Source organism: Dactylosporangium sp. NPDC050688, from assembly GCF_040654515.1.
Lineage (GTDB): Bacteria > Actinomycetota > Actinomycetes > Mycobacteriales > Micromonosporaceae > Dactylosporangium.
This window is the reverse complement of record NZ_JBFAIC010000040.1, coordinates 87,102-104,919: the sequence shown is the minus strand read 5'-3', so window position 1 is coordinate 104,919 and position 17,818 is coordinate 87,102. Positions and strand designations below refer to the sequence as shown.

The following is a 17,818-nucleotide window of genomic DNA, read 5'->3' as shown; positions in this document are numbered from 1 at the left end:
GCACGCTCACGCAGCTCATCGTTGTACTTCTTCGGTGCAGGCATTGCCGGTGTTCCTCCAGGTTTCGATGTCTCCATCTAACCCGGGGCGGAACAGATGGCGGCTCCCGCGCGCAGCAGCATCACGCCGTGATACTGCCGTCGACGGGACCTGCTATCGAGAGATCTCGGACCGGCCCCCGCTGTCGACGCAGCAGGAAACTACAACTGATCGCGTGCGCGCTCATGCCGCTGAGCGGATAGGTATCCGATGATCGTTTCTACCAAGCCCTTATGTCCTGCCGACGACTGCGCACGGCGATGGTGTGTGGGTTCCGGATTCGGGTTGTTGGGAGGTGGGTGCTCGATCACGATGATCGGACTGCGGATGCGTGATTGGAACAGGGCGCCTTGAGTGTTGTGTCGGTCCAGCAGATTCTGCTCGCCATGGCGGGCAACCCTGCGCTGCTCCCAGAGCATGTCGACGCTCTTTATCGCGATCGGAGACCCGGATGTGCTGTTGGAGGTCGCGCGGAAGCAGCGTCTGACCTTGGGCACAGACCGACCGACTGGCCGGCTACGGGCAGCGTGAGCTCGCGCTGGCGCTGGTCCAGTCTGGGAACCTGCCGGTGGAGCGAATTTCCAGGGATGATCCGTGGGCGATGCTGGCCGGGATTGGCCGGGAGGACGCACCGGGCCTGCGCGGCCGGACATCGCGTCCTGCAGCACCTGGCAGCCGTGACCCGCCAGCAAGAGCCGAGCCATGACGGCAACGCTCGAATCGCAGACGAGCGCGCAACTACGTAGCCACGCAACGAGGTCCCATCACCCGGCCGTACCTCGCGGAAGCCGCGAAGAGTGACCAGGCAGCCCTGTCGGGGGACCTGCTGCAGCCGGCCAGCGTCGGAGCGGCGGGCGACGGCCTTCACGCCGGGCGCAGGCCGCCCTTCGGGAAGAATCGCCGGGTGCACGCCGTCGTGCAGGTTGCGCTCGACGCGCCGGCGAGCCTCGCCCGTGGCCAGGACCACCCGCGGCTGCCGCCTCGCCCAGCGGCGAGGCGGTCACCGTACCCCACATGTGGCCGTCCACGTGGATCGGCGCGCTCACCGACGCGCGGGCCTCGCGCCGGCACGCCGCCGTCTCGGCCCGGACGACCGAACGCCGACGGGTCGTACGATGACTCGCGATGCCAGACTTCCGCACATCCCTGGACGGGACGTGCAGGGATGTGCACGACGATGCCGTTGTCGTTGACCGCCGGTGCCCGGAAGGCTGTACATGGAGCACACAAGCAGGTTGCCCTACGCGATCGCCACCGCCGTCGCCGTGCCGGCGGCGATCGCCACCGGTGTCACGCTGTGGCTGGTGAGCCGCCCTCAACCGGCGGGTGAAAGCGGCCCAGTCCCTGCGGCCCCGCGGCCGGTGTCCTTCGCGCCACCCGCCCCCGAGCGGGCCTCGCAGTGCCAGGCCCTGATCGGACGCCTGCCGGCAAACCTTCTCGAGGCGGCGCACCGTCCGGTCGCCGCGCCAGAGGACAGGTTCGCCGCGGCGTTCGGAGCACCGCCGATAGTCGTGCGCTGCGACGCGGCCAAGCGCGCCGTGGATCGGACAGATTTGGTGTATCTGGTCTCCGGCACGTGCTGGGCAACGCAACCGGCGGGCAACTCGACGACCTGGACCACCATCGACCGCGACATCGCCGTCAGCGTCTCCGTGCCGAATCACTACTCGTCTCAGGGCCAGTACATCGAAGGCCTTGCAGGCGCCGTACGGGAGATCCTGGCCCGCTCGGAAGCATTACCCTATGGTTGCCGTGCAGAGTCGGGTGTGAGCGGCTACTAGCACTACAAGGGGTGATCCCATCCCATCGCTGAACGCCCAGAATGCGCTGCATACGGGCAAGTCGGCCTCGATGAGTCGCCAGCCGCTCAGTTGTCAGGCCGGCAGCGGCCAGCAGGCCGCTCTCGCATCGTGTCCCGCATGTCGCTACAACTTCCGGGCAACGTCAAGATATTTGTCCTCCCACGCCAAGGCGCGGAGCGGCCGGGCACGGCTTGATCAGCTGCGCGGACATGCCGCGATCCGAGCGGGTGTCCTCCTCGAAGGCCGACCTCAACGGTTCGGGTCAAACGCCCGTTCCTTCGCCAAGTCATCGATAACCCAACGCAGCGCCGAGATAGCGTTCGAGTAGCGCAGGTAACGAGGGTTCTGGTTCGACTTCGGCTCGCACCGTTCACGCATACGGCGGAGCTCATCGATCATCTGCTGGAGTCGCTGTTCGTCCGTCATGCCGATGATCGTTGCGCCACACAGGTCCGCGGACAAGGCGGTCGCTCATGCTGGTCGTGCGCGCCGGGCTACCGGACTCGAACCGGTTCATACCTTGCGGTAGTCAGCAGTGGTGCTGGTAACGGACTTTCCCATCCGCCTTGCCCGGCGCGCCTGCCAACCCTACTGCGGTTGCAGATGGTGCCTGTCCTTTGCCATTGAGGTGTGTCCCTCGTGCCAGCGAACTTTGTCCCCGTGCGGGGTTTCTGGCTCGACCCCAGCCGCCGCGCCAACCTTGCCGACGGCCTGCGCTACCAGTGGCGAACCTCTGGTATCCGGCACCGACGATGGCTGCAATCGCGCTGGGATCAACTCGGATACGATCACCGCTGGCTCACCGAACTCACGCCCGAGACCCCGCCACCTCCCGCACCGACCGATCCATAGTGCAAAGATCACTTCAGGAGTTCGGGAGGTCAGCGAAGCTATGGGCACCTGGGACGTCGAGCCGTTCGGCAACGACGACGCCGCAGACTTCGCCGACGAACTGGACGACGCGCCAACGCAAGCTCGCATCGAGATGATCGGCGCCGTTCTCGACCGTGTCGCCAACCCAGCGGACGACGATCCCCGACTCTCGGACGCCCCACGGGCCGTCGCCGCCGCTGCCCTGATCGCCGCACAATGCCCAGGCGGCGCACCAATCGCCTCCGGCTACGGCCCGACCACGCCCATGCCGCAGTTCCCGGCCTATCTCCGGAGGCTGGCCATCGACGCCCTGGACCGCGTGATCACGACACCGACCTGGCTCGCCGAGGACTGGGACGCAACATCCGAAGGCCCCGCATGGCGCCGAACCATCTCCGACCTGCGCAACGTCCTCGATCCACCACAACAAGAAACGCTCTTCGATCTCTGACCGGCACCTCCAGCGAGACACGGTTGACTGGCAGAGACCGCTGCTCAGACATCCTTCATTGACACGGACATAGTTCGCTGGCAACGGACAGTGCCGTTCCACACGTCCGCTCATGCGCCTGGCTTCGGTCGTGATAGCGGGCACCGTATGGTCGCGACTTTGGGAACCATGATCGGGGCCTATTTATGATCAATGGTCGTGAGAAGTGACCGCAGTTGGTCATGTAATCCGGTCGGGGCGGATGACGATGGTGCTGACGGTTGCGTCACCCCAGACCGTCGTGTTGAGGATCATCCGTTGGTCGAGGGAGAGCATGGTGAACTCAGGGACGAATCGCCTGGTGAAGTGCGATCCGAGAAAGCTGCGTAGTGCGGTTGAGCCGCTGGCGGCAAGGTCCCAGGTCTCGGCCAGCCGAACGCGCACCCAGGCGTACTCAGGATCGATGGCGTCAGGGTCGCGGTAGTCGACGCCGAGGAGGAACTCTCGCTGTTCGTCGAAGAGCTCGAACTCGTTGGCCATGCGCCACCAGCCCGCGTTGACTTTCGCCGGCATGTCTGGGGCGTCGACATCGACGAACTCGTCAGGGTCGGAGTCGAACCGTCCATGCTCGGCCTGGCAGGTCGCGGGTGAGCGATTGGGCGGCAGCGGAGGATGGACTTCTGCGGTGAAACGCTCGACGAACTCCAGGCCCGCGAGGATCAGGTCCGCTGCGATGGCGGCATCTGTCTGAGACACGCGCGGACGATAGCTGGTCGTGTGTCGTGTCCTGCATCAGGCATGCCGGATGCAGGGCTCCGAGTTGTGGGCTTGGGTGTGGTCTTGCAGGCGTTGATGGGTGAGGCCGAGCATGTCGATCAGCCAGCCGGGTCCGCCGGTGATGTCGCGCTCGCGTAGGCGGGCGTCGACCTCGCTGCGAGCTGCTGGGCCGGTATGCCTGAAGAAGTCGTAGCAGATTCCGAGCAGGAGTTGCAGCTGGTCGTGATCGAGCTGGCGAGTGGACATGAGGGTCTCGTCAGTCTCTGGCAGTGGAGTGTTCCGTGGCGGTGCGGGTGCGGGCGAGGCGGTAGGAGTCGGTGCCGGTCTCGGGCCGGACCAATGCATCAGTTTCCAACAGTCGCCTACGGCAGCCCAGCACCGGGGCCGTCACGAGGAACCGCAGCACCTTCGCACAGACCTGATGTCGCGACCGCCCAAGGGTGGCGCGCCTGCTGCGTCGTCGGTCCGCCGGATCGGCCGCGATTCGATCGTGACGCAGAATGGACGCTCGCGTTGGCTCGGCGTGCGGACACGCCGAGTTGAGTGCGTCCGGTCAAGGAGCCGATGACCGTGCGGGTGGCCGTCGTGAGTCGGCTGCGGTGGCTGTCAGCGGCCGGTGGAGCCGTCGATCTTTTCGCGGAGGATGTCGGCGTGCCCGGCGTGCCGCCCGGTTTCTTCGATCATGTGGACCAGGACCCATCGCTGGGACGGTGGCAGGGCGCGGCCCGGGGGCCGGGGTGCTGGCTGAGTCAGGTCGGTCCAGGTTTCGATGACCTGGTTCGCTTGTGTAGTGGTTGCCCGATAGTCGGCGAGTAGGCCCTCGACGGTTTCGTCGCGGGTGGGCCGGAAGGTGCGGTTCATGTTGTTGATCGGTTCTTCGAGGAAGTAGAACCTTTCGACGGCGGTCAGGTGTTTGATCAGCCCGAGGAGGTTGGTGCCGGAGGGCACTCCGGCGGTGCGGACTGCTGGCTCCGGCACGTCGGCGACTTTGTCCGCGATCGCGTTGCGCAGGTAGTCGAGAAATCCCAGCAGGGTGGCCTTCTCGTCGGGGGCGGTCCACGCGGGCCCGGTGTCCTTCCGTTTCCTGTTCCGGGCGGGGGGCGGCATCAGCTTCTCCGATCGTGGCGTTGGATGAGGAGCACGTTGTCGGTGACGGTGGCGGTCTGGCCTCCAGGTCCACCGGCCCGGCGACGCGGCATGTCGGCGCGCAGAACGGCCCACTGCTCGGGGTCGAGGTCGAGCTCGGCGGCGATCTCGCCGGGTGAGGGGTAATGCGTGTCCGGGTCCTTGTTCCAAGACCAGGGTGCGGTAGATCCGTGGTCGACGATCAGGAGCAGGCCGCCGGGGCGCAACGCGTGCGCCGCGGTACGCAATACCCTCGCACGATCCAACGCATAGGGGGTGTGGAAGTACTGTGCGGAGATCAGGTCGAAGTCCCCATTCGGAAAACTTCGGGCCAGGTCGTGCTGTTCGCCGATCACCCGATCATCGATGCCGAGTTGCTGGGATCGTGCACACACCCGTTCGACGGCGGTTCGGGAGATGTCCGCGGCGGTGACCCGCCAGCCGCGCCGGGCGAGCCAGATGGTGTCGCCGCCGGCACCGCATCCCAGGTCCAGCGCGTCGCCGGGATATAGCGTCTCGGCCGTCTCTTGCAGCAGCGGGTTGGCGTGCCCGCCGCCGCGTCGGGCGCGGTAGTGCTGTTCCCAGAACGACTCAGCATCGAGAGCTTCGGTCATCGACCCGCCCCGCTCCCGAAGAACTTCACCAGCTCGGCGGTGACGAACTCCGGGTTCTGCTCGGGTAGCCAGTGGCCGGACTTGGGCACCTCGACGGCACGGGTGAGGTTGGACATGAGGGGGTGGACCGTCGAGCGGGTGAAGTCGAGCGTACCTTCGGCCGTCAAAAGCATCGTCGGCATGGTGATCGGCTTCGCGGCGACGTTGTCCCGCTCGTCCTGGTCCAGGGTGCGGTAGAGCTCGAAGCCGCCGGCCAGTACCTGCGGGCGCTGGTACGTGCGGGCGTACTCGTCCATCTGCTGCTCGGTGAACGGAGCCTTCGCGCCCGGCCCGCCGAAGCCGGTCCCGCCGTAGGCGACGTACCCGTAAAAGAGTGCGAGATAGTCCCGTACATCGTCGTCGACCAGCATCTCGGGGAACCCGTCTTGGCTGTGAAACGCCATGTGCCAGCTCACATGGCGGTATCTGTTCGCGCTGAGCGCCGGGCCGGGCAGCGGATAGTCCAGGTGGGCGTACTTGACGACCTCGTTCGGGAACTGTGCGGCGTACTGGAACCCGACGCCGGCGCCGAGATCGTGCCCGATCAGGTTGATCTTCCGCAGGCCGAGCTTGCCGGCAAGCAGCCCGTGCATGTAACGGGCCAGGGTGGCCTTGTCGTAACTGGCTGGCGTACCCACGCTGTCGCCGAGTCCAGGCAGATCCAGCGCGTACACCGTGTATCTCTCGGCAAGCGCCGGCATGATCCCACGCCACGCGTACCACGACTGCGGCCAGCCGTGCAGCAGGACGAGCGGCTCGCCGGTCCCGCCGGTAACGTAGTGCATCTGTACGCCGTTGACGTCGGCCATCTCGTGCCGGAACGTTCGGTTGAACCCAGCGTCGCCTCGGGTAGCCGAGTCGTAGCCGGCCGAGGCGACCGCAGTCGCCTGGCCCGACGCCGCGTTCCGCGCCTGCCCGCCGGCGGCCGAGCATGCTGTCGTCAGGACGAGCGCGGCCGCGACGGCTGCCAGGCAGCGCGACCACCGCGCCGCGGTTCTCGAAGTTGCTGCTGATGTGAGCATCGGTGATTACCTCCGCCGACAGCATGACCAGCAACATTGCCTACTTGCTAGAAATATTGCGGATCCGCATCATGGGTCCATGAGTGCCACTCCGAAAGACGTCCTTGCCGGGGTCGGCCCCCGCCTGCATGCGCTGCGTCAGGCACGGAACATCTCGCTTGCCACCCTGGCGGCCGAAACCGGCCTGACCGCGAGCACGCTGTCGCGTCTCGAGAACGGCAAGCTGCGCCCGACGCTGGAGCAGCTGCTTCCGCTGGCACGGGCGTACAGCGTCCCGCTCGATGATCTGGTCGCGGCGCCACCCACCGGCGATCCCCGCATCCACCTGCGCCCCATACGGCGATCCGGCTTCACGGTCGTGCCGCTGACCAGACGCCCCGGAGGCATCCAAGCCTATAAAGTCATCTACCCGCCGACCGGAACAGCAGCCACGACGACACTGCAGACCCACGACGGGTACGAATGGTTCTACGTGCTCAACGGACATGCCCGACTCATTCTCGGCGACCAGGAATACCGGCTCGGCCCCGGCGAAGCCGCGGAGTTCGACACCCGCACACCGCACCAGATCAGCAGTGCTGGCGCCCAGCCCGCGGAACTGCTCACCCTCTTCGGCGCCCAAGGCGAACGCGCTCACCTATCGCCCTCCCCGACATTGCCCAACTGAACGAACCAGCCTTGGGGCGCCCTTCGTCCAAGCCGGGCATGACGATCACCCGCGCTGCTCCACCGGTCCGGATGCGAGATCACGCGCGTACTTCTGCCGCCGGTCTGTGCGACACGAGGTCGCCCGTTGTGAGTAGTCCGTCCAGTGGGAGCCGGCCCACGCCGCTGCGTTTCCGCTCCTGCCGCGTGGCCTCTACCGCCTACTCCCTGGTCGGTGGCGGGTCGCCTACGCGGCCGCCAAGGCGGCGATCGACTTCCCGGCAATACGGGAGCGCGCAGTGCGGCACGCCGCCGGGGATCCCGTTCCTGTCCCGTTAGGGTGAAGTGATCTTGAGGGTCGGCGCGGCGCGGGCGCGCGACCATACGGTCGTCGTCACCGGAGCGGAGTCGGCGACGCTGGTTAGCGTGGGTCGCGTGCGGCCGCGTAGTCGGCGCCGATCACGTTGAGCAGGGCCAGCGCCTGCGCATCGCGTGAACCCGGGGGTGCGCTGTACAGCACGAGGTGCTGGTCGCTGTCGTCGAGGGTGAGTGCGTCGCAGTTGACGGTGATCTCGCCGACGACCGGATGGTGGAAGGTTTTGGTGAGTATCGGCGCGGCCTGCACGTCGTAGCGGTCCCACAACCGCGCGAACTCGCGGCTGCCCTGGCGCAGGTCGTCGACCAGTTCGATCACCAGTGGGTCATGCGGGTAGCGCGCTGCGGTGGCGCGCAGCTTCTGCACGACGTGGTGGCGGAACTCTGTGGCGTCGGAGATCCCGTACAGCGGCATGCCGTCGTGCGGCGATTCGAGGAACGCCCGGCGGGCGAGGTTACGGTCGCGGACGCTGAGCGTGCCGAAGTCTTCCATCAGCGCGGCCGCCAGGTCGTTCCAGGCGAGCACCTCGAACATCGCGGAGGTCACGAACGCGGCGGTCTGCGGCAGCCGGTCGAGCAGGGCGAGGATGCTCGGGCGTACCTCGCGGCGGTGCAGCCCGCTACGGGCTGGCGCGGTGCCGGCGAGCACGTGCAGGTGGCCGGACTCGGCGTCGGTGAGCCGCAGCGCGCCGGCGACGGCGGCCAGGACCTGGGCCGACGGGCGTGGCGCCCGGCCCTGTTCGAGGCGCAGGTAGTACTCGGTGGAGATGTGGGCGAGGACCGCGACCTCCTCGCGGCGCAGGCCCGGGGTCCGCCGCCGCGGCCCGGCAGGCAGGCCCACGTCGAGCGGGTGGAGCCGTTCGCGGCGGCTGCGGAGGAACGCCCCGAGTTCCTGCTTGTCCATGCCTCCCAGTCTGCCCGTCCGTGTCCCGGCCATCCTGGTACCGGCTGTACCTGAATGCGGGGCCGGCACCGAGCCAGGCTGACCGCATGACCAATGGCATCGTTTCGACCCCGATCGGCCTGCTGAGCGGCAAGGTCGTGTTCATCACCGGCGCGAGCCGCGGCATCGGCGCAGCCGCGGCCCGGCTGTTCGCCCAGGAGGGTGCCGCGGTCGTGCTCGCCTCGCGTGGCCTCGACGCCCTGAACAGCCTCGTCAAGCAGATCCGCGCCGAGGGCGGGGTGGCCGACGCGGTCGCCCTGGACCTCGCCGACAGCACGAGCATCCGCGCCGGCATCGACCGGGTGGCCGAGTTGCACGGCCGGCTCGACGGAGCATTCAACAACGGCGCGGCGATCCAACATCCCGGGCCACTCGACGCGACCAGCGACGAAGACGTCGACCGGCAGTTCGCGGTGAACTTCCGCGCGCACTGGACGGCGATGAACGCCGAGTTCGCTTTGATGACCCGCCACGGCGGCGGCGCGATCGTGAACACGTCGAGCATCGGCAGCCGCCGCGCGAATCCGGAGCTGCCGGCGTACGGGGCGATGAAGCGAGCCTTGAACAGCCTCACCGAGACCGCCGCCGTGACCTGGGCGCGGCAAGGGGTGCGGGTCAACGGCATCACACCGGGTGGCACCGCCACCGAGATGATCGACGCGTGGGAGGCGGCGTCGCCCGGCGTGAAGGAACGGATCAACGCGGCGGTGCCCCTGGGCCGTATGGCCGAGCCGCGTGAGGTCGCCGAGGTGGCCGCTTGGCTGCTCAGCGACCGGGCCGCGATGGTGACCGGCGCGATCGTGCCGGTCGACGGGGGCGCCGGCGCCTAGAAAAGAGGTCGCGACCGGCGCCTCGACCTGCAGCTTCGTAACCGATGAGACGGCAGTCAGCATTGGACTGGTCCGCGATCTGGGTGAAACGCCGGGCGTGACCATGGCTGGTCGGCACAGGCCGTGCGGCATGGTGACACGATCTACGTGTCCGGACAGTTCTCGCGTCGAGGTCTGGTGCCAGCAACACTGGTGAACCGAAATTGCCGTGCAGGCGAGGAGTGGGCGAAGGCAGGTGTCGGATGAGGGCGATCGTGGTGACGGACCAGGCTGCGGGAACGGCCGGGATGACGTTGGTGGAGCGGCCCGAGCCGCCGGCGGCGATAAACGACGTCGTCGTTGAGGTGCATGCGTCGGGGTTCGTCCCGACTGAGATGGCGTGGCCGTCGACCTGGACCGATCGCGTCGACCGTGACCGAACACCGTCGATCCCCGGGCACGAGGTGGCCGGAGTGGTCACCGCTCTCGGGTACGGCACGACCGGTCTGTCGGTGGGACAGCGGGTGTTCGGCCTCACGGACTGGCATCGTGACGGCACCCTGGCGGAGTATGTGGCCGTCGAGGCACGCAACCTCGCGCCGCTGCCGGGAGACGTCGACTTCACGGTGGGCGCGAGCCTGCCAATCTCGGGCCTGACCGCGTGGCAAGGGCTGTTCGAGCACGGCCGCCTTCAGGCGGGGCAGAGTGTCCTCGCGCACGGCGCGGCCGGCGCCGTCGGAACGATGGTGACGCAACTCGCGCGTGAGGCGGGCGCGTATGTCATCGGCACGGGGCGCGCTGCCGACCGTCAGAAGGTGCTCGACTTCGGCGCGCAGGAGTTCGTCGATCTCGACAACGACGTCCTGGAAGACGTCGGCCGCGTCGATCTGGTGTTCGATGTCATCGGCGGCGACATCCAGAATCGGTCCGCGGGCCTGGTTCGCGCCGGAGGAACATTGGTGACCGTCGTCGGACCGCCCGAAGCGCGGCCGGCCGACGGCCTGGCGATCGACTTTGTTGTCGAGTCCGACCGCACCCAACTGTGTGAGGTCGTCCAGCGGGTGCGGGACCGACGACTGCGGACAAACATCGGCAACGTCGCAACCCTCGACGATGCCGTCGCCGCCCTCAACCCGACCGAGCGACGCAGGGGGAAGACGATCATCAGCGTTCGCCCATGACCACGGTACAACCCGGTGGATCCCTGTTTGCCAGGACACAGCTGGCCACCGGGTTGTGCTGCTCGGGTCGGGCTCACGCCGCCGACCGCGTCTGCGCATGTACGGCAGGCATGGCGACCGCGCCGCGGTTCAGCCGGACGAGGGGCCGTCGGTGGTGGCGGTCATGGCGATCGCCCGCCAGATGTCGGCGGCGACCTCCGGCATGTTCATCGCCGTCACCCGTTCGGCGAGCGCGGTGAGCCGGGTCAGGGCGTCGCGCTCGCCGAGGCGCATGGCGATGCGCCCGTCGAGGGCCTCCAGCATCACCTGGTCCCGGAACGCCATCAGGCTCGTCGCGGCGAGGGCCTCCTTGGCCAGCAGCGCCGCCCGGTCCAGCTCGCCGCGGTGGTACGCCAGCTGCGCCTGCAGGTACAGGTGCTCCTGCCGGTTGCGGGCGGTGCCGACCAGCGCGAGGGCCGGTGCGACCGCGTCGAGCAGCGACTGTGCCTCGTCGACCCGGGACGGTGACGCCTGCAGCGACAGGGAGATCGCGGCGAGCCGGATGCGGATCCACAGCACCATGTCGTCGCGGGCGTCGATCGCGGCCATCGCGGCATCGATGAGCGCTCCGGCCCGCGGGTAGTCGCGCTGTCAGGTCGCGACGGTCGCCGCTGTCCAGTACGCCTCGGCGGCGAGGGCGCCCCGGTCGGTGGTGAGGCTGTCGCACACCTGCGCGGACAGGCGGGCCGCCTCGGCGATGTCGCCGAGCTCGGCCTCCGCGGAGACGAGCATCAGCCGGGCCCGGGTGAGGTCCGACGGCGGGACCATGAACTGGTGCCGCTCGCCGAGCCGCAGCGCCTCGCGGACGGTGTCGCGGGTCGCCGCCGCGTCGCCGAGGTGGCGGTAGCAGCGGGCCAGTTGCAGCCGGGCCTGTGCCTGCAGCGCGGGGCGCTTCAGCTCGTCGCTGATCGCGCATGCCTGCACGAGCGTGTCGCGCTCCCGTTCGTGCTCGCCGAGGACGTTGTACAGCCGGGCCAGCTCCGACAGGGCCAGCCAGCGGGTCGTGGCGTCCGCGCCGGGGGTGCCGTCCAGCGCGGCGGTGAGCAGGTCGCGGGCCTCGGCGGCGCGGGTCGCGTCGCTGGTGGTGAAGACCATGCCGAGCACGTCGGCGAGGTTGGGCCCGGCCAGGTCCTCGAACGCCTCGACGGGCACGCCGAGGGCCTCGGCCAGGTACTCCACGGCCCGTGGCGTCGGCTCGCGCGCCCCGGACTCCAGGCGGGACAGGTAGGCCGCCGACATGCCCAGCCCGACCAGCTCCGCCTGCGACCTGCCCCGCTCCATCCGCAGCTGGCGAAGCCGCCGGCCGAATTCCGGCTGCTGCAACACGTGACAGGACCGTCCCTGGGACCGACGCGGCTGTGGTCCCTCGGATGGTACCGGTCGCGCGGTACAGGCACCCGCGTCAGGCCGCCGGGCGGGCGTGACTGGGCAGGGTGAGGATCTCGGCGCCGTCGGTGGTGATGGCAATGGTGTGCTCGCTGTGCGCCGTGCGGCAGCCCGTCGCGCTGCGCAGCGTCCAGCCGTCGGCGTCGGTGACGAGCTTGGCGGTGTCGGCCATGACCCAGGGCTCCAGGGCCAGCAGCAGTCCCGGGCGCAGCGTGTACCCGCGTCCGGGCCGGCCGGTGTTGGACACGTGCGGGTCCTGGTGCATGGTGGTGCCGACGCCGTGACCGCCGAACTCGGTGTTGACCGGGTAGCCGGCGGCGGTGAGGACCGTGCCGATGGCGTGGGAGATGTCGCCGATGCGGGCGCCGGGGCCGGCCGCGGCGATCCCGGCGCGCAGCGCGCGTTCGGTGGCGTCGATCATCGCGAGGCTCTCCGCGGGCCGGGCCTCGCCGACGACGAAGCTGATCGCGGAGTCGGCGACCACGCCGCCCAGGGAGACGGCGAGGTCCAGCGACAGCAGGTCGCCGTCGGCGAGCGGGTAGTCGTGCGGGCGGCCGTGCAGCACGGCGTCGTTGACCGACGTGCAGATGTAGTGGCCGAACGGGCCGCGGCCGAAGGACGGCGCATAGTCGACGTAGCAGGACAGTGCCCCGGCCTCGACGATCATGGTGTGGGCCCACCGGTCGATGTCCAGCAGGTTCGTGCCGACGGTGCTGCGCTGCTGCAGTGTCTGCAGGATGTCGGCGACCAGGGCGCCGGTGTCCTTCGCGCGCAGCAGCTGGGTCGGGTTCATGATCTCGATCATGCGGCGTCTTCCTCGCGGTACCAATAAGTATCCCGGCCATGTTATCCCGGTATTAGAATCGCAGCTATGGTCAGACTGCCGCTCAGTCCCGCAGAGGTCGAACGGGGACAGCGCCTCGGCGCCCTCCTGCGACGTGCCAGGGGGACCAGGTCCATGCTCAGCATCGCGCTGGACGCCGGCGTGTCGCCGGAGACGCTCCGGAAGATCGAGTCCGGCCGGGTGGCGACCCCCGCGTTCTCGACCATCGCGGCGATCGCCGACGTCCTCGACCTCTCCCTCGACGAGGTGTGGTCGCAGATCAACGAGCCCGAGGGCACGGCCGCGCTCGTGCGGTCGGTCCACCACCCGAGCCAGCGGCTGGCGTCCTAGCCGCACACCGTCGCGGTGGCCGGCGCCACTGCCAGGTCGGGACCAAAGTCCCTGGTCGAGGCGCCCGCACCGCACGACGCTGGAGGCATGTGTGAGTACTGCGGCTGCCAGTCGGTGGCCGTCATCGACGAGCTGACCAGGGAGCACGACGCGGTCGTGAACCTGATCGGCGAGGTCCGCCGGGCGCACGACGGCGGGAGCGCCGCCGGTATGGCGGCCGTGGCCCGGCGGATCGCCGCGGTGCTGGGCCCGCACACCGAGGTCGAGGAGCACGGGCTGTTCCCCGCCCTGGCCGGCGAGTTCCCGGAGCAGGTCGCGGCGCTGGAAGCCGAGCACCGGCGGATCGAGGCGGTGCTGGGCGAGGCCGCCGCCGGTACACCGGACGACCCGGGATGGCCGCAGCGGCTCCTCGCGGCCCTGAACATGCTGCGGGATCACATACTGAAGGAGCAGGACGGGGTGTTCCCCGCCGCGCTGATCGACCTGAGCGCCGCGGACTGGGACGCCGTGGAGGCGGTGCGCGCCCGGGTCGGCACGCTGCTGCCGGCCGCGGTGGCGCCCCGATGAGCCGGATGAGCAGGGAGGGACCACGCGTGGCGGACCGCAACGGCTGGCTGGCGTCGATCGAGGCGAACCCGCACCACTCCCAGTGGTACATCGAACGGTTCCGGACGATGGCGGCCTCCGGCGCCGACCTGGGCGGCGAGGCCCGCATGATCGACGCCATGCTGCCGCGCGGGTCGCGGGTGCTGGACGCCGGCTGCGGCACCGGCCGGGTCGGCGGCCTGATCGCCGCGGCCGGGCACGACGTGGTCGGCGTCGACCTCGACCCGCTGCTGGTCGCGGAGGCCCGGCAGGACCACCCCGGGCCGCGCTGGCTGGTCGGGGACCTGGCCGAGCTGGACCTGCCCGCGCAGGGCATCGCCGAGGGCTTCGACGTCGTGGTGTGCGCCGGCAACGTGATGACGTTCCTCGCCGAGGACACCCGCCGCGAGGTGCTGCGCCGGATGCGGGCGCACCTGCGCGGCGCGGGCCGGGTCGTGACCGGGTTCGGCGCCGGCCGCGGCTACGACTTCGACACCTTCCTCGCCGACGCCGAGACGGCCGGGCTCGTGCCGGACGTGCTGCTGTCCACCTGGGACCTGCGCCCGTTCACCCCCGGCGCCGATTTTCTCGTGGCGATCCTGCGCCAGGCATAGACCGGCCGCGGGGCCGGAAGGCGTCAGCTGCGGGCCGCGGCGCGCGGCCGGCCGGCGCCCCGGTCGCGCCGCGGCGGGCGAGGCCGCTCATCTTCAACCCGGTGTAGACGGCCGCGGCGAGCGCCACGTCCGACAGCAGCATGAGGCCGATCGCGTACGAGCCCTCCACGCCGTACACCCAGCCCATCACCAGCGGCGGCACGAAGCCGCCGAGGCCGCCCGCGGCGCCGACCACGCCGGTGACGGTGCCGACCTGGTCGGCCGGGGCGACCTTGCCGACGAGGGCGAACACCGCGCCGCTGGCCGCGCCGAGCAGGGCCGCCATACCCAGGAACATGATGATGGCGACCGGGACCAGCGGCGGCTGGAACGCCTGGACGACGGCGAACAGGGCCGTGCCGGTGAAGCACCACACGAGCACGGGCACCGGATGGAACCGGTCGGAGAGCCAGCCGCCGGTCGGGCGGGCGATGACGGCGAGGATGACGAACCCGGCGGTGCGCAGCGCGGCGTCGTCGGCGCTCAGCCCGTACGCGGTCTTGAGGTACGCCGGCAGGTACACGCTGAACGCGACGAACCCGCCGAAACCGACCGCGTAGAGGAAGCACAGCTGCCAGGTCACGGCGAGCCGGCCGACGCCGGCGGTGCGGGCCCACGCCGACCCCGCCGGCCGCTGCCGGTCCGGCGCGTCGCGGATGAGCAGGAACGCGGCGACGGCGTACCCCCCCAGCACCGCGGCCACCAGCAGGAACGGGGCGTCCTGGCCGTAGTTGTCCGCGAGTCGCACCGTGGTGAAGTTCGCGATGGCGGTGCCGCCCATGCCGATGCCGAACACGCCGAGGGCGAAGCCTTTGCGCTGCGGCGGGTACCAGCCCGACACGAGCGGCACGCCGACGGCGAACGTGGTGCCGCCGAGGCCGAGGAAGAACCCGGTGATGATCAGTGCCGGGTACGCCGACACGACGGTCAGTGTCAGCACCGGTACGATCGTGGCCAGGCTGACCAGTGGGAACATGAGGCGGGCGCCGTAGCGGTCGGTGAGCGCGCCGACCGGGATCCGGCCGAGCGAGCCGACCAGCACCGGCACGGCGACCAGCAGCGACTGCGCGGCGAAGCTCAGGTGGAGGCGCTCCTTGACGCCCGGGGCGAGCGGCCCGAGCAGCGCCCACGCCCAGAAGTTCACGGTGAAGCCGACGGTCGCCACGACCAGGTTGCGGGTGGCGCCCGGGCGGGCCGGTGTCGCTGCTGTCGTCATCGCGGTCCCTCGGAGAGCTCGGTCCGAATCGTGGTTTCCCTTATGCCCAGATTTGCCAGTGACTTGCCCGGTTGCAACCGGAACCCGGATATCCGCGAGAATCAGCCGGGTACCCGCCGACTCGAAGGGACCAAGCGATGGCAAAGGTCATCTCCACGCTGTTCATCTCGGCCGACGGCGTGGCCGAGATCGACCCCGACTGGCACTTCCCGTACTTCGACGAGAACATGGGCCGCGCCGTCACCGAGGACTACGCCACCTCCGACGTGCTGCTCATCGGCCGGGAGACCTACGACAGCTTCGCCGGCGCGTGGCCGGAGCGGGAGGCGGCCGGCGGTGAGGACGCGCCGTTCGCCAAGCAGCTCGGCGACGTGCGCAAGGTGGTCGTGTCCCGGCAGCCGCTGAAGTTCACCTGGCGCAACTCGGAGCTGATCCAGGGCGACCTGGTCGAAGCCGTGACCGCGCTGAAGGCCGAGCCCGGGATCAAGGGCATCCTGATCCCGGGCTCGATCTCCGTGGTGCAGCAGCTGCTCGCCGCCGGGCTCGTCGACGAGCTGCGGCTGCTCGTGCACCCGGTGGCGGCGCGCAAGGGCCGCCGGCTGTTCGACGACGGCGACGCGCCGTACCACCTCACGGTGACGGCGACGGAGGCGTATCCGACCGGCGTGATCCGGGTGATCTACGCGCCCGGCGAGGCGCCCGCCAAGACCGGCTACGACGACATCAAGGACCAGGTGCCGCCGGGGGAGTAGCCGCCAGCAGGACCGCCGACGCGGCCGCGCACCCGGCCGCGCCGAGGAACACCAGCCCAGGCGCCCCGTGCGCCAGCGACCACGCGAACACGGCGGTGGCCACGACCGGCACCGCCGTCTCCGCGAGGGCGCCGATTCCGGTCACCGCGCCCTGCACGGTGCCCTGCTCGTCGTCGCCGGTGACGCCCGACAGCCACGACTGTGCCGCCGCGCCGCCGACGGAGGCGAGCACGCCGACCGCCTGCAGCGCGTAGACCGCCCAGGGTGCCGAGGCGGCCGCGGTACCGGCGAACGACACCGAGCCGAGCAGACCGCCGAGCACGGCGGCGCGCTTCTCGCCGAGCCGCCGCACGAGCGGGCCGACGAGCCGGGCCTGGAACGCCGCGCCGGCGAGGGCGCCCGCGGCCATGACGGCGCCGACGTGCGCGGTGCCCCAGGCGAACTGGGCCGTGACGAAGAACGTCCAGCACACCTGTGCGGTCATGCGGGCGACGTCGGCGAGGCACCGGGCGTACGCGAGCCGGCCGAGGACCGGGCGGCGCAGCACGGCGGTGATCGCGCCGACGGGGTTGACCACCCGCAGCGTCAGCGGGGTGCGCCGGTCGCCGGGCCGCGACTCGGGCAGGATCAGCGCGCCGTACGCGACGTTGGCGAGCGCGAGCGCGGCCGCGGCGTAGAACGGCAGCCGGACGTCGACGGCGCCGAGCAGGCCGCCGATCGTGGGCCCGGCGACGAACCCGAGCCCGAACGCGGTGCCGACCAGCCCGTACGCGCGGGCCCGCCGCTCGGGTGCGGTGACGTCGGCGATGTAGGCGTTGACGACGGTGTTCGTGCCCGCGCACGCGCCGGCGATCGCGTGGAACAGCAGCAGCAGCCACGCCGTGGGCGACACCGCGTGCGCCAGGTAGTCCACGCCGAGGCAGGACAGCGACGCGAGCAGGACGGGCCGGCGGCCGTACCGGTCGCAGAGCCGCCCGAGCAGGGGCGAGGCGAGGAACTGCAGCAGGCCGTAGCTGGAGCCGATCACCCCGGACCAGCGGGCGCCGGCGGCGGGGTCGCCAGTGATGCCGTTGAGCAGGGCCGGCGCGATCGGCACGATGAGGCCGAGGCCGAGCATGTCGATGAAGACGGTGACGAGCAGGAAGGACAGGGCGGGTGCCCGGCGCATCGTGACTCCTGGGGTCCGGAAGGGCCATGGCCCCCCTCGGAACTCCCGACGTGCGACAGGTACGGAGGATCAACGTATCGCGGCTGTCAAATGGTTTGATTCGGGCGCCCGTACCAGGTCAAACCGCTGCTGAAGCGCACACATCGACGGTGGGATCCGGTGCGCGTGAAG

General features: G+C 69.9%; 21 protein-coding genes and 1 pseudogene. 9 read left to right on the top strand and 13 right to left on the bottom strand.

From position 1 onward, the window contains the following. Window positions 1-200: 200 nt before the first annotated feature. The gene (locus tag AB0H83_RS31835) at window positions 201-458 is read right to left on the bottom strand and encodes a hypothetical protein (RefSeq protein WP_360101439.1); all 258 of its coding nucleotides are present in this window, start codon (window positions 456-458) and stop codon (window positions 201-203) included. 816 nt (window positions 459-1,274) lie between these two features. On the opposite strand from AB0H83_RS31835, the gene AB0H83_RS31830 reads away from it, so the two are divergent. Beyond that, a complete protein-coding gene (locus AB0H83_RS31830; protein ID WP_360101437.1) occupies window positions 1,275-1,820 on the top strand; it encodes a DUF3515 family protein in 546 nt (181 codons plus the stop codon). A gap of 270 nt (window positions 1,821-2,090) precedes the next feature. Here the strand turns inward: AB0H83_RS31830 and AB0H83_RS31825 are convergent, their stop codons facing one another. After that, a complete protein-coding gene (locus tag AB0H83_RS31825) occupies window positions 2,091-2,267 on the bottom strand; it encodes a hypothetical protein (protein ID WP_360101435.1) in 177 nt (58 codons plus the stop codon). 466 nt (window positions 2,268-2,733) lie between these two features. Between AB0H83_RS31825 and AB0H83_RS31820 the strand changes: the two genes are divergently transcribed. Further along, entirely contained in the window at window positions 2,734-3,165 is a 432-nt protein-coding gene (locus AB0H83_RS31820; RefSeq protein ID WP_360101433.1) for a DUF4259 domain-containing protein, read from the top strand. A gap of 219 nt (window positions 3,166-3,384) precedes the next feature. Here the strand turns inward: AB0H83_RS31820 and AB0H83_RS31815 are convergent, their stop codons facing one another. The 5 genes from AB0H83_RS31815 to AB0H83_RS31795 all read right to left on the bottom strand — a co-directional run bounded on the left by AB0H83_RS31815 (window position 3,385) and on the right by AB0H83_RS31795 (window position 6,508). After that, window positions 3,385-3,900, bottom strand: coding sequence for a hypothetical protein (locus AB0H83_RS31815; RefSeq protein ID WP_360101431.1), 516 nt, complete (start codon window positions 3,898-3,900; stop codon window positions 3,385-3,387). Window positions 3,901-3,936: 36 nt separating this feature from the next. Then, window positions 3,937-4,167: a hypothetical protein gene (locus AB0H83_RS31810; RefSeq protein WP_360101429.1), complete on the bottom strand. Its 231-nt coding sequence runs from the start codon at window positions 4,165-4,167 to the stop codon at window positions 3,937-3,939. Window positions 4,168-4,527: 360 nt separating this feature from the next. After that, window positions 4,528-5,028, bottom strand: coding sequence for a DinB family protein (locus AB0H83_RS31805; protein WP_360101427.1), 501 nt, complete (start codon window positions 5,026-5,028; stop codon window positions 4,528-4,530). Further along, window positions 5,028-5,660: a class I SAM-dependent methyltransferase gene (locus AB0H83_RS31800; RefSeq protein WP_360101425.1), complete on the bottom strand. Its 633-nt coding sequence runs from the start codon at window positions 5,658-5,660 to the stop codon at window positions 5,028-5,030. The genes AB0H83_RS31805 and AB0H83_RS31800 overlap by 1 nt, the downstream gene beginning before the upstream one ends. Beyond that, complete coding sequence (locus AB0H83_RS31795; protein WP_360101423.1) at window positions 5,657-6,508, bottom strand: alpha/beta hydrolase; 852 nt, start codon at window positions 6,506-6,508, stop codon at window positions 5,657-5,659. The genes AB0H83_RS31800 and AB0H83_RS31795 overlap by 4 nt, the downstream gene beginning before the upstream one ends. Window positions 6,509-6,800: 292 nt before the next feature. On the opposite strand from AB0H83_RS31795, the gene AB0H83_RS31790 reads away from it, so the two are divergent. Beyond that, window positions 6,801-7,388 carry an XRE family transcriptional regulator gene (locus AB0H83_RS31790; protein WP_360101421.1) on the top strand — a complete coding sequence of 196 codons (588 nt, stop codon included), beginning with the start codon at window positions 6,801-6,803 and terminating at the stop codon, window positions 7,386-7,388. A 399-nt stretch (window positions 7,389-7,787) separates the two neighbouring features. On the opposite strand, the gene AB0H83_RS31785 is transcribed toward AB0H83_RS31790, so the two are convergent. Continuing rightward, the gene (locus tag AB0H83_RS31785) at window positions 7,788-8,645 is read right to left on the bottom strand and encodes a helix-turn-helix transcriptional regulator (RefSeq protein WP_360101419.1); all 858 of its coding nucleotides are present in this window, start codon (window positions 8,643-8,645) and stop codon (window positions 7,788-7,790) included. An 86-nt stretch (window positions 8,646-8,731) separates the two neighbouring features. On the opposite strand from AB0H83_RS31785, the gene AB0H83_RS31780 reads away from it, so the two are divergent. Continuing rightward, complete coding sequence (locus AB0H83_RS31780; RefSeq protein WP_360101417.1) at window positions 8,732-9,514, top strand: SDR family oxidoreductase; 783 nt, start codon at window positions 8,732-8,734, stop codon at window positions 9,512-9,514. Between the two features lie 242 nt (window positions 9,515-9,756). Beyond that, window positions 9,757-10,674, top strand: a complete 918-nt coding sequence (locus tag AB0H83_RS31775; protein WP_360101415.1) for an NADP-dependent oxidoreductase — start codon at window positions 9,757-9,759, stop codon at window positions 10,672-10,674. Window positions 10,675-10,803: 129 nt separating this feature from the next. Here the strand turns inward: AB0H83_RS31775 and AB0H83_RS31770 are convergent, their stop codons facing one another. From AB0H83_RS31770 to map, 3 genes are all read right to left on the bottom strand, one after another. Next, on the bottom strand, window positions 10,804-11,262 hold the full coding sequence (locus AB0H83_RS31770; RefSeq protein WP_360101413.1) for a hypothetical protein: 459 nt from the start codon (window positions 11,260-11,262) through the stop codon (window positions 10,804-10,806). A gap of 42 nt (window positions 11,263-11,304) precedes the next feature. Then, window positions 11,305-12,039, bottom strand: a complete 735-nt coding sequence (locus AB0H83_RS31765) for a helix-turn-helix transcriptional regulator (protein WP_360101411.1) — start codon at window positions 12,037-12,039, stop codon at window positions 11,305-11,307. Window positions 12,040-12,115: 76 nt separating this feature from the next. Continuing rightward, window positions 12,116-12,904 (bottom strand): type I methionyl aminopeptidase, encoded by a 789-nt coding sequence (gene map / locus AB0H83_RS31760; protein ID WP_360101409.1) that lies wholly within the window; start codon window positions 12,902-12,904, stop codon window positions 12,116-12,118. Window positions 12,905-12,970: 66 nt separating this feature from the next. Between map and AB0H83_RS31755 the strand changes: the two genes are divergently transcribed. From AB0H83_RS31755 to AB0H83_RS31745, 3 genes are all read left to right on the top strand, one after another. Then, a complete protein-coding gene (locus AB0H83_RS31755; RefSeq protein WP_360101407.1) occupies window positions 12,971-13,273 on the top strand; it encodes a helix-turn-helix transcriptional regulator in 303 nt (100 codons plus the stop codon). 87 nt (window positions 13,274-13,360) lie between these two features. After that, complete coding sequence (locus AB0H83_RS31750) at window positions 13,361-13,840, top strand: hemerythrin domain-containing protein (protein ID WP_360101406.1); 480 nt, start codon at window positions 13,361-13,363, stop codon at window positions 13,838-13,840. A gap of 107 nt (window positions 13,841-13,947) precedes the next feature. Next, window positions 13,948-14,472 carry a class I SAM-dependent methyltransferase gene (locus AB0H83_RS31745; protein ID WP_360101443.1) on the top strand — a complete coding sequence of 175 codons (525 nt, stop codon included), beginning with the start codon at window positions 13,948-13,950 and terminating at the stop codon, window positions 14,470-14,472. 88 nt (window positions 14,473-14,560) lie between these two features. On the opposite strand, the pseudogene AB0H83_RS31740 reads toward AB0H83_RS31745, so the two are convergent. Then, a pseudogene (locus AB0H83_RS31740) lies at window positions 14,561-15,727 on the bottom strand (MFS transporter); the annotation flags it as partial. Between the two features lie 137 nt (window positions 15,728-15,864). Between AB0H83_RS31740 and AB0H83_RS31735 the strand changes: the two are divergent. Then, the gene (locus AB0H83_RS31735; protein WP_360101404.1) at window positions 15,865-16,479 is read left to right on the top strand and encodes a dihydrofolate reductase family protein; all 615 of its coding nucleotides are present in this window, start codon (window positions 15,865-15,867) and stop codon (window positions 16,477-16,479) included. Here the strand turns inward: AB0H83_RS31735 and AB0H83_RS31730 are convergent. Continuing rightward, window positions 16,451-17,647 carry an MFS transporter gene (locus AB0H83_RS31730; protein ID WP_360101402.1) on the bottom strand — a complete coding sequence of 399 codons (1,197 nt, stop codon included), beginning with the start codon at window positions 17,645-17,647 and terminating at the stop codon, window positions 16,451-16,453. The two genes, AB0H83_RS31735 and AB0H83_RS31730, sit on opposite strands and share 29 nt — an antisense overlap. Window positions 17,648-17,818: the final 171 nt, after the last annotated feature.